This window comes from Gibbsiella greigii (genome assembly GCF_039540155.1).
GTDB lineage: Bacteria > Pseudomonadota > Gammaproteobacteria > Enterobacterales > Enterobacteriaceae > Gibbsiella > Gibbsiella quercinecans.
Map to the genome: position 1 here is coordinate 151,394 of NZ_BAABEM010000011.1, position 10,474 is coordinate 161,867.

Below are 10,474 nucleotides of genomic sequence, written 5' to 3' on the forward strand. Positions count from 1 at the left end.
TTGGCACAAAAACCGCTTGAAGGCGCCCAGCTCGCCTGGATGACCGTCGCCCTGGCTATGGCGACCTTCATGCAGGTGCTGGACTCCACTATTGCCAACGTTGCGATACCAACCATCTCCGGTAACCTGGGGGCCTCCAACTCGCAGGGCACCTGGGTGATCACGTCGTTCGGGGTCGCGAACGCGATCTCCATTCCGATCACCGGTTGGCTGGCGAAGCGTATTGGCGAAGTCCGTCTGTTCCTGTGGGCGACGGCGCTGTTCGCCCTCGCCTCCTGGCTGTGCGGGATTTCCAACAGTCTGGGCATGCTGATCTTCTTCCGCGTGGTTCAGGGCGTGGTGGCCGGGCCGTTGATCCCGTTGTCGCAAAGCCTGCTGCTGAACAACTACCCGCCGGCCAAACGGGCAATGGCGCTGGCGCTATGGTCGATGACGGTGATCGTGGCGCCGATTTTCGGGCCGATCCTCGGCGGCTATATCAGCGACAACTACCATTGGGGTTGGATCTTCTTTATCAACATCCCGATTGGCCTGTTCGTGGTCATCGCAGCCATGTCGACGCTGAAAGGCCGAGAGACTAAAACCGAGATCAAACCGATCGACACCGTCGGGCTGGTGCTGCTGATCGTGGGCATTGGCTCGCTGCAAATCATGCTCGATCAGGGGAAAGAGCTAGACTGGTTTAACTCCACCGAGATTATCACCCTGACGGTGGTCGCCGTGGTTTCGCTGCTGTTCCTGGTGGTCTGGGAGCTCACGGACGATCACCCGGTGGTGGATCTGTCGTTGTTCAAATCGCGCAACTTTACCATCGGCTGCCTGTGTATCAGCCTGGCCTATATGCTGTATTTCGGCGCGATCGTGCTGTTGCCGCAACTGCTGCAGGAGGTCTTCGGCTATACCGCCACTTGGGCCGGCTTGGCTTCGGCGCCGGTGGGGCTGATCCCAGTGCTGCTATCGCCGATCATCGGCCGCTTTGGCAACCGGCTGGATATGCGCCGCCTGGTCACTTTCAGCTTCATTATGTATGCCGTTTGCTTCTACTGGCGCGCCTATACGTTTGAGCCGGGAATGGACTTTGGCGCCGCCGCGTGGCCGCAGTTTGTGCAAGGCTTTGCCATCGCCTGCTTCTTTATGCCGCTGACCACCATTACGCTGTCAGGGCTACCGCCGGAACGCATGGCGGCGGCGTCAAGCCTGTCCAACTTTACCCGTACTCTGGCAGGCTCTATCGGTACGTCGATCACCACCACGCTGTGGACCCAGCGCGAATCGCTGCACCATGCGCAGTTGAGCGAGTTTGTGACCCCTTACAACCCGCAGTCGCAGTCGATGTACCAGCAGCTAGAGCAGTTGGGGATGAGCACCCAGCAGGCGTCTTCCTATATCGCCAGCGAGATCACCGCACAGGGGCTGATTATCTCCGCCAATGAGATTTTCTGGCTATCCGCCGGGGTGTTCCTGGTAATGCTGGTGTCGGTGTGGTTCGCCAAACCGCCGTTTGGCTCCGGCAGCGGCGGTGGCGGCGCGCACTGATCGCCAGGGCGGTTGCTTTGCGGTAAAAAAAGGCGGGCCAGTGCATCCACACTGGCCCGCCTTATAATATGCGTTAACTGAATCAGGCGTGGTTCTGGCGCCACCAGTCCGCCAGCAGAATGCCTGCGGCCACGGACACGTTCAGGCTTTCCACCTTGCCGGTTCCGCCGATCGCCACGCTAATATCCCCCTGCTGCAAGGCATGGTCACTCAGGCCATCACCCTCATGGCCCAACACCAGCACCATTTTGGCCGGCAGTTTGGCCTGCGCCAGCTGCGTTGCGCCTTTATGGCTGGAGGTGGTGACGATGGTGTAGCCCGCATTGCGGAAGGTTTCCAACTCGGCCAGCAGGTTGTCTGCGCCGATCGCCCGGATATGCTCGGCGCCCCCTTCGGCGGTGCGCACCGCCGCACCGGACTCCAGCAGCGCCGGATCCTGCAGCAACAGGCCATTAACGCCAAAGTGCGCGCAGGAACGAACAATCGCCCCCAGGTTATGCGGGTTGCCCACGTCTTCCAGCGCCAGCACGCAGTCTGTCGCCGGCGCGTCTTGCAGATACGCCTGTGCATCCAGGCCCTGGCGTTTTTTAATCAAGAAGCAAACGCCGCCGTGGTGCTCAGTGCCGGATGCTTTAGCCAGCTCTTCTTCATCCACCACATGGTAGGCTTTGCGGTTTGCGGCCATCCAGCGCAGCGCCTCGCGAAAACGCGGTGTTACCGACTGAATAAACCACGCGCGGACGATCGCTTCCGGGCGGCTGGCAAACAGCGCCTGGCACGCATTCTCGCCGTAGACGCGGGTTTCTTCCGCGCGCTGACGGCGCAGCTGTTCCGGATCGATAAAGCTTTTACCGCTGATGCCGCCGTGATCAAATGCCGGCTCTTCATCCGGCCCACGGGAAACGGTTTTCCATGGGGAATCGTAGCCATCGCGGCTGCTATCCTGGCGCGCCGGCCGGCGTGGGCGTTCGCCTTCATTGCGGCGTGGATCGGCGCCACGGCGCTCACTGCCACGCGGTTTGTTGTGCCCGGCGCGGTCTGGGCGCGCACGGTCGTCCGCCCGCCCCTTGCCCGCCGGACGCTTGTTCTTGTTACGGTTGTCGCCGCCTTCGTCGTCACTACGGACGTACATCACTTTGACCTTACCGTTCTTGCCACTAAATGAATCGTTCATTGTCTTCTCCACCAACGCGCAGGGCGCGAAGATTACCTGATGTCCGTGCACTAAGCCACCAGCTTGGGCCAAAAGCCAACAACTATTGCACTTATTGAACAAACCGTTTTGTTCGGCTGCGCGGTTTTACCGATAATCGTCAACATTAATAGAACATACTCGCAGCCAACGCGGCGTGTGTAACGCTTTCCGAAAACGAGGTAAATATGAATACCGTTTGTTCAGCTTGTAATGCGACCAACCGCGTTCCGGAAGAACGCCTGGCAGACAGCGCGAAATGCGGCCGCTGCGGCCACGATCTGTTCGACGGCGAAGTAACGAACGCCACCGCCGCGACGCTGGATCAATTGCTGGCGGACGATCTGCCGGTGGTCGTCGATTTCTGGGCGCCGTGGTGCGCCCCGTGCCTCAGCTTCGCTCCCATCTTTAAGGATGTGGCCGAAGAACGTGCCGGCAAAGTCCGTTTCGTTAAGGTCAACACCGAGGCAGAACCGGAACTGAGCGCCCGTTTCCGCATCCGCAGCATCCCTACTATTATGGTGTTCCGTGACGGCAAGATGGTCGATATGCTCAATGGCGCCATGCCCAAGGCGCCATTTGATAGCTGGCTCAATGAGTTAGTCTAACCTATAACGCATCAGCCTGCCCGGCCCGGTCGCCGCCAGGCTTTTGATATGGCCGTAACGGATAACGTTGCGGCCTTTCTTTTATCACCAAGCCCGGCAGAAGGCCCGCGCGCCGGTTTTTTTACGCTACAATAGCGGTTTTCACCGGGATCATCATGACCGCTAACGCCGTACTTCGCCTGCGCCAGTTTCGCTTGGATCGCGCCACCCGCCCGTTTCTGGCGCGCGGCTGCCGCGTAGCCCGTTGCCAGGGCTGCCTGTTGCCGCAAAAACAGTGTCTGTGCAGCACGATAACCCCTCAGCAGGCCAGCAGCCGCTTTTGCCTGATCATGTTCGGCGCCGAACCGCTAAAACCCAGCAATACCGGCCGCCTGATTGCCGATATTCTGCCGGATACCCAGGCCTTTCTCTGGGCGCGTACCGAAGTGGAGCCCGCGTTGCTGGCAGCGATTAGCGATCCTACTCGCCAGCCCTATGTGGTGTTCCCCGGCTCTTACGCACAGCCGGGGCGCGAAGTGGTTACCCAACTGCCCACGGGCGGCAAGCCGCCGCTGTTTATCATGCTGGACGGCACCTGGGCCGAAGCGCGCAAAATGTTCCGCAAAAGCCCTTACCTGGACGCCTTGCCGGTATTTTCGCTCAATGTCACCCAGGGATCAGATTATCAACTGCGCGAGGCCAGCCGCGCGGAACAGCATTGCACTGCGGAGGTCGCCGCCGCATTGCTGGCGCAGGCCGGGGATCAGGCCGCCGCCGACGGCCTGGACCAACACTTCCGCTACTTCCGCCAACAGTATCTGGCAGGGAAACCCACACGCCAGGAGGCACCGGTCACAGCAAGCCTGCCGCAAAGCACCTAAAATCAGGCAATAATATTGCCGAAAGGAGCAGCACATGAGCCAACGGGGATTAGAAGCGCTGTTGCGCCCCAAATCGATCGCCGTTCTCGGCGCCTCACAGCAACCAGGACGCGCCGGCTACCTGATGATGCGTAACCTGTTGGCCGGCGGCTTCAACGGCCCGGTGCTGCCCGTTACGCCGCGTTATAAGGCTGTGTGCGGCGTGATGGCCTACCCGGACGTCGCCAGCCTGCCGCTCACCCCCGATCTGGCGGTGATTTGCACCAACGCCAAACGCAATCTGCAGTTGCTGGCCGCGCTGGGGGAACGCGGCTGTAAAACCGTCATCGTGCTTTCCTCGCCGCAGGAACAGTTCCCGGCGCTGAAAGCCTGTGCCCAGCAATACTCCATGCGCCTGCTGGGCCCCAACAGCCTTGGGCTATTGGCGCCCTGGCAAGGCATCAACGCCAGCTTTTCCCCGGTGCCGATTCAAAAAGGCAAACTGGCCTTTATTTCGCAATCCGCCGCCGTCGCCAATACCATTCTTGACTGGGCACAGCAGCGGGAAGTCGGATTCTCCTACTTCATTGCGCTTGGCGACAGCCTGGATATTGACGTTGACGATCTGCTCGACTTCCTGGCGCGCGACGGCAAAACCAGCGCGATCCTGCTGTATCTGGAAAATATCAGCGATGCACGCCGCTTTCTTTCCGCCGCGCGCAGCGCTTCGCGCAACAAACCGATTTTGGTGATTAAAAGCGGCCGTAGCCGCCAGGCCCAGCAGTTGCTCAACGGCCACCCGGGGCTGGATGCCGCCTATGACGCCGCGATCCAACGCGCCGGGTTGCTGCGCGTGCAGGATACGCATGAGCTGTTCTCCGCAGTGGAAACGCTGAGCCATATGCGCCCACTGGGCGGCGAGCGGCTGATGATCGTCAGCAACGGCGTCGCCCCCGCCGCCATGGCGCTGGATGCGCTGATTGCCCGTAACGGCAAGCTGGCCACGCTGAGCGAAGACACGCAACAAAACCTGGCGCAAGCGCTGCCCGAATTACGCCATATCAGCAACCCGCTCGATCTGTACGACAATGCGGCACCAGAGCGCTATCAGGCCGCAGTGCAGGCGCTGCTGAGCAGTCATGACTATGATGCCCTGCTGCTGATCCACGTACCCAGTGCCGCCGCGCCCGGCACGGCAACGGCGCAGCGTGTGATCGAGGTTTGCGGCCAACATCCGCGTGGCAAACGCGTCACGCTGTTAACCAACTGGTGCGGGGAATATTCATCCCAGGAAGCGCGGCGGCTGTTTAATGAAGCAGCCATCCCGACTTACCGTACGCCGGAAGGTGCAGTAACCGCATTTATGCATATGGTGGAATACCGGCGCAATCAAAAACAGCTGAAAGAAACACCGGCGCTGCCGGTGGGGCTGACGGCCAATACCGCCGATGCCCACCGCCTGATTCATCAGGCGCTGGCAGAGGGCGCGACGCAACTGGATACCCACGAAGTGCAGCACATCCTGCGCGCCTATGGGCTGAGCACCTTGCCCACCTGGATCGCCGGCGACAGCGCCGAAGCAGTGCATATCGCTGAACAAATCGGCTACCCGGTGGCGCTGAAACTACGCTCACCCGATATTCCACACAAATCGGAAATCCAGGGTGTGATGCTGTACTTGCGGTCAGCCACCGAGGTGCAGGGCGCTACCGAGGCGATTCTCGATCGCGTTAAACGTACTTATCCGCAGGCCCGTATCCACGGCCTGCTGGTGCAAAGTATGGCTAACCGCGCCGGCGCGCAGGAGCTGCGCATTAGCGTTGAGCTGGATGCCATTTTCGGCCCGTTGATTATGCTGGGCGAAGGCGGGATTGAATGGCGGCAGGAAAACCAGGTCGCGGTGGCGTTGCCGCCGCTGAATATGGCGCTGGCGCGCTATCTGGTGCTGCAAGCGGTGAAAGGCGGCAAGATCCGCGGCCGCAGCGCCCTGCGGCCGCTGGATATCCCGGGGTTAAGCCGCCTGCTGGTGCAGGTTTCCAACCTGATCCTCGACTGCCCGGAGATCACCCGGCTGGACATCCACCCGGTGCTGGCTTCCGGCAGTGAATTCACGCTGTTGGACGTCAACATGCAGTTGGCGCCGTTTAGCGGCGATCCACAGGCACGCCTGGCAATCCGCCCGTATCCGCATGAGCTGGAAGAAACTATTACGCTCAAAGACGGCACCCACTGCCTGTTCCGCCCGATCCTGCCGGAAGATGAACCGGCGCTGAAACACTTTATCGATCGAGTCACCAAAGAAGATCTCTATTACCGCTACTTTAGTGAGATCAGCGAGTTTACCCATGACGATTTAGCCAATATGACGCAAATCGACTACGATCGCGAAATGGCCTTCGTGGCCGTGCGCAACGATGAGGAAATTATCGGCGTCACCCGTGCCTTGTCCGATCCGGATAATACCGACGCCGAATTCGCCGTGCTGGTGCGTTCCGATCTCAAAGGGCTGGGGCTGGGCCGCCAACTGCTGGAAAAAATGATCGGCTACGCCAGCGCACACGGCCTGACCCGCCTGACGGCGGTCACCATGCCACGCAACCACGGCATGGTGGCGCTGGCACGGAAACTGGGCTTTACGGTGGATGTTCAGCTTGAAGACGACATTGTTAACCTGAGCTTGCCGTTAGCCGGGGGCGCCGCAAAGTGAGCCATATCGCAATGCGCTACGAATCCATGACTTAACGCTAAAACATGCGCACAAGCGGGAAAACTAGTGGTATTATCGCCCGATTGTTCATTTTTTTATTTACGTACGTGGCGTTATGGCCATCTAATTATGAGAGAAGAAGCGCACTGTGATGTTGTCAAAATTTAAACGTAGCAAACATCAACAACACCTTGCACAACTGCCCAAACTCCCCCAGACGGTTGCTGATGTACGTACCCTGTACAGCCCTGCCGACTTCCGCACCACGCTGCTGGAAGCTATCGCAAACGCCACAACACGTATTTATCTGGTCGCCCTCTATCTGGAAAATGACGATGCAGGCCGCGACATCCTCAACGCGCTTTATCAGGCTAAACGCCGGCGCCCGGAGTTGAAGATCTGCGTGCTGGTTGACTGGCACCGCGCCCAGCGCGGGCGTATCGGCGCCGCCGCTGCCCATACCAACGCAGACTGGTACTGCGAGATGGCGGCGAATAACCCTGAGCAATCGGTAGCGATTTACGGCGTGCCGGTAAACACCCGCGAAGCCCTGGGTGTGCTGCACCTGAAAGGCTTCATCGTGGATGACACCGTGATTTATAGCGGCGCCAGCATCAATGATGTTTATCTCAACCAGCACGACAAATACCGCTATGACCGTTATCAGTTGATCGCCAATGCGCAGTTGGCCGATATCATGGTGGGCTACATCCGCCAGCACCTGATAAATGCCAGCGCAGTGCATCGCCTGGATCGCGCCGATCGGCCGAAAAGCCCGGAGATCAAAAATGAAACGCGCATGTTCCGTTTCGCTCTGCGCCAAGCCAACTATCAGGTGCGTGCCAAAGCCGGTAACGACGAGCTGGCGGTAACGCCGCTGGTTGGGCTTGGCAAGCCCAGCATCCTGAATAAGACGGTACATCACCTGATGGCCAGCGCCGATCAAAAACTGACGCTGTGCACCCCTTATTTCAATCTGCCCGCGCTGCTGGTGCGCAATATCATTTATCTGCTGCGCCAGGGTAAGCAGGTGGAAATTATCGTCGGCGACAAAACCGCCAATGATTTCTATATTCCCGAAGATCAGCCGTTCAAAATCATCGGCGCCCTGCCTTATCTGTACGAGATCAATCTGCGCCGCTTCCTGAGCCGCTTGCAGCGTTACGCCGACACCGGCCAGCTGATTATTCGTCTGTGGAAAGACGGGGAGAACAGCTACCACCTGAAGGGAATGTGGGTAGATGATGAGTGGCAGCTGATTACCGGCAACAACCTTAACCCGCGTGCCTGGCGGCTCGATCTGGAAAATGCCATCCTGATCCACGATCCTAAACAGGAAATGCGCGAGCAGCGCCTGAAGGAGCTGGAGCACATTCGCACCCATACCAGCATCGTGGACAATTACCAGGATCTGCAGAGTATTCAACAGTATCCGGTAAAAGTGCGCAAATTGATCCGCCGCCTGCGCCGTATCCGCATCGATCGCTTGATTAGCCGTATACTCTAACCGCGCTATACTTTTCATCCGGGCCGAATCGTGCCCGGCTGTTCCTCCGTTCGGGGTACTGAAACAACAGGATGTTTCATCATGCGCGTGCTTCCCCCCTTGCTGTTGCTCCCTTGCCTGCTATTGACCAATGGCTGTACACACCTGGCTAACGATCACTGGACAGGGAAAGATAAAGCGCAGCACTTTGTGGTTTCTGCGGCGTTAGCCGCGGCGGGGACGGCATATGGCGACCATCGCGATTGGAGTGCGGCGCACAGCCGGGGGTTTGGCTTGCTGTTTTCTATCGGCCTGGGGGCTGGCAAGGAGTGGTATGACAGCCGGGCCGCAGGCACCGGCTGGAGCTGGAAAGATTTTGCCTGGGATGTGGCAGGCGCAGCCACCGGCTACGGCCTGTACCACATCACACGCTGATTTAGAGTTGAATTTCCATCCCTTTGCGGTGCAGGCGTAGTGAAACAATCAGCGCCAGCAAACACATCCCGGACACATACCAGAAGAACGCGTTTTCAAAGCCAAAGGATTTGAGCGACAGCGCCACATACTCCGCCGAACCGCCAAAGACCGCATTCGCTACCGCATAAGACAGGCCAACCCCCAGCGCCCGCACTTCCGGTGGGAACATTTCTGCTTTCAGCAGCCCGCTGATGGCGGTATAGAAGCTGACGATCAGCAATGCCACTGTGGTCAGGGCAAACGCCAGGAACGGATTGGTTACGCTCTTGAGGGTTAACAAAATAGGAACCGTCAGGAACGTCGCCAGAGAAGCAAAAGCGATCATTGAGTTACGGCGGCCAATGCGATCGGACAATGCGCCAATCAGCGGTTGCACCAGCATAAACACAAACAGCGAACCGGTCATGATGCCGCTGGCCAATTTGGCATCCATACCCGCGGTATTCACCAGGTACTTCTGCATGTAGGTGGTATAGGTGTAAAAACTTAACGAACCACCGGCGGTGAACCCCAATACCATCAAAAAGGCCTTACGGTTTTTCCATATCCCTTTCAACGAACCGGCATCTTTGTGATTACGGGTTTTGGCATCCGAGGTTTCATTTAACGAGCGGCGCAGGAACAGCGCGACAATCGCCAATGCCGCGCCCAGGCCAAACGGAATACGCCAGCCCCAGGCACGTAGCTCTTCCGTTGACATCACCTGCTGTAGAACGACCAGCACCAGCAGCGCCAACAGTTGGCCACCAATCAGCGTGACATACTGGAATGAGGCGTAGAATCCACGGTGGCCCTTAACAGCAACCTCGCTCATATAGGTAGCGCTGGTGCCATATTCCCCACCGACAGACAGCCCCTGGAACAGGCGAGCAACCAACAGCAGAACCGGCGCCCAATAGCCAATGCTGGAATACACCGGCAGGCACGCAATGGCCAGCGAACCGGCACACATCATGCAGACAGAAATCAGCATTGAGGTTTTACGGCCGTGCTTATCGGCGATGTAGCCAAACAGCCAGCCGCCGATTGGCCGCATAAAGAACCCGGCGGCGAAGATACCTGCCGTCTGCAACAGCTGTGTGGTGGCGTTGCCCGCGGGGAAGAACGCCGATGCAAAATAGATAGAACAAAAGGAATAGACGTAAAAGTCAAACCACTCGACCAGATTCCCGGAGGATGCCCCAACGATAGCAAAGATACGTTGTTTCTTATCTTTATCATCCGCAAGAGGACGATCCGCAATACCCGAGGTTGTTTCTGCCATAATATTTTCTCCCGGCCAGATCGGCATTACCGTCCGGCTTCCTGCCTTGTGTTATGTATGTTGTGAATTGCGATTTCTTATTTTTTTGAACATTAACAATTAGCACCGTCGGCAGACGAAGAAAAGCAGAATATTTATTAATTATGCAAATATATACAGCAACATCGGCATCATGATGAATAAATAAGCAAAAAAACAGAAAAAATAACGCTAACTATGGGGAAAATGAAAGGGAATAAAACGCAAAAAGCCCCGTACGCAAGTACGGGGCTTTTCACTGGGTTTGATGCCTGGCAGTGTCCTACTCTCGCATGGGGAGACCCCACACTACCATCGGCGCTACGGCGTTTCACTTCTGAGTTCGG

Annotated in this window: 8 protein-coding genes and 1 rRNA gene; 6 read left to right on the forward strand and 3 right to left on the reverse strand. The window is 58.1% G+C overall.

Annotation, left to right across the window (positions count from 1 at the left end; all coding sequences use genetic code 11):
- Positions 1-1,536: a multidrug efflux MFS transporter permease subunit EmrB gene (gene emrB / locus AC559G_RS11860; protein WP_498912687.1), complete on the forward strand. Its 1,536-nt coding sequence runs from the start codon at positions 1-3 to the stop codon at positions 1,534-1,536.
- Between the two features lie 82 nt (positions 1,537-1,618).
- Here emrB and AC559G_RS11865 read toward each other — a convergent pair whose 3' ends face one another.
- Positions 1,619-2,710, reverse strand: a complete 1,092-nt coding sequence (locus AC559G_RS11865; protein ID WP_498912688.1) for a tRNA/rRNA methyltransferase — start codon at positions 2,708-2,710, stop codon at positions 1,619-1,621.
- A 206-nt stretch (positions 2,711-2,916) separates the two neighbouring features.
- Between AC559G_RS11865 and trxC the strand changes: the two genes are divergently transcribed.
- The 5 genes from trxC (at position 2,917) to AC559G_RS11890 (ending at position 8,803) form a co-directional block, all read left to right on the forward strand.
- Positions 2,917-3,336: a thioredoxin TrxC gene (gene trxC, locus AC559G_RS11870; protein WP_498912689.1), complete on the forward strand. Its 420-nt coding sequence runs from the start codon at positions 2,917-2,919 to the stop codon at positions 3,334-3,336.
- Positions 3,337-3,491: 155 nt separating this feature from the next.
- A complete protein-coding gene (locus AC559G_RS11875) occupies positions 3,492-4,196 on the forward strand; it encodes a tRNA-uridine aminocarboxypropyltransferase (RefSeq protein ID WP_498912690.1) in 705 nt (234 codons plus the stop codon).
- 34 nt (positions 4,197-4,230) lie between these two features.
- On the forward strand, positions 4,231-6,882 hold the full coding sequence (locus AC559G_RS11880; RefSeq protein WP_498912691.1) for a bifunctional acetate--CoA ligase family protein/GNAT family N-acetyltransferase: 2,652 nt from the start codon (positions 4,231-4,233) through the stop codon (positions 6,880-6,882).
- 151 nt (positions 6,883-7,033) lie between these two features.
- The gene (pssA, locus tag AC559G_RS11885) at positions 7,034-8,389 is read left to right on the forward strand and encodes a CDP-diacylglycerol--serine O-phosphatidyltransferase (RefSeq protein ID WP_498912692.1); all 1,356 of its coding nucleotides are present in this window, start codon (positions 7,034-7,036) and stop codon (positions 8,387-8,389) included.
- An 81-nt stretch (positions 8,390-8,470) separates the two neighbouring features.
- The gene (locus AC559G_RS11890; protein WP_498912693.1) at positions 8,471-8,803 is read left to right on the forward strand and encodes a YfiM family lipoprotein; all 333 of its coding nucleotides are present in this window, start codon (positions 8,471-8,473) and stop codon (positions 8,801-8,803) included.
- A 1-nt stretch (position 8,804) separates the two neighbouring features.
- Here the strand turns inward: AC559G_RS11890 and AC559G_RS11895 are convergent, their stop codons facing one another.
- Together AC559G_RS11895 and rrf are read right to left on the reverse strand one after the other, a co-directional pair.
- Positions 8,805-10,109: an MFS family transporter gene (locus AC559G_RS11895; RefSeq protein WP_279024571.1), complete on the reverse strand. Its 1,305-nt coding sequence runs from the start codon at positions 10,107-10,109 to the stop codon at positions 8,805-8,807.
- Between the two features lie 288 nt (positions 10,110-10,397).
- A 5S ribosomal RNA gene (gene rrf / locus AC559G_RS11900) occupies positions 10,398-10,474 on the reverse strand; the annotation flags it as partial.

Coding starts and splice junctions, on each gene's coding strand:
- AC559G_RS11895 (WP_279024571.1), bottom strand. CDS start 10,109: ATGGCAGAAACAACCTCGGGTATTGCGGATCGTCCTCTTGCGGATGAT.
- AC559G_RS11865 (WP_498912688.1), bottom strand. CDS start 2,710: ATGAACGATTCATTTAGTGGCAAGAACGGTAAGGTCAAAGTGATGTAC.
- trxC (WP_498912689.1), top strand. CDS start 2,917: ATGAATACCGTTTGTTCAGCTTGTAATGCGACCAACCGCGTTCCGGAA.
- AC559G_RS11890 (WP_498912693.1), top strand. CDS start 8,471: ATGCGCGTGCTTCCCCCCTTGCTGTTGCTCCCTTGCCTGCTATTGACC.
- AC559G_RS11875 (WP_498912690.1), top strand. CDS start 3,492: ATGACCGCTAACGCCGTACTTCGCCTGCGCCAGTTTCGCTTGGATCGC.
- AC559G_RS11880 (WP_498912691.1), top strand. CDS start 4,231: ATGAGCCAACGGGGATTAGAAGCGCTGTTGCGCCCCAAATCGATCGCC.
- pssA (WP_498912692.1), top strand. CDS start 7,034: ATGTTGTCAAAATTTAAACGTAGCAAACATCAACAACACCTTGCACAA.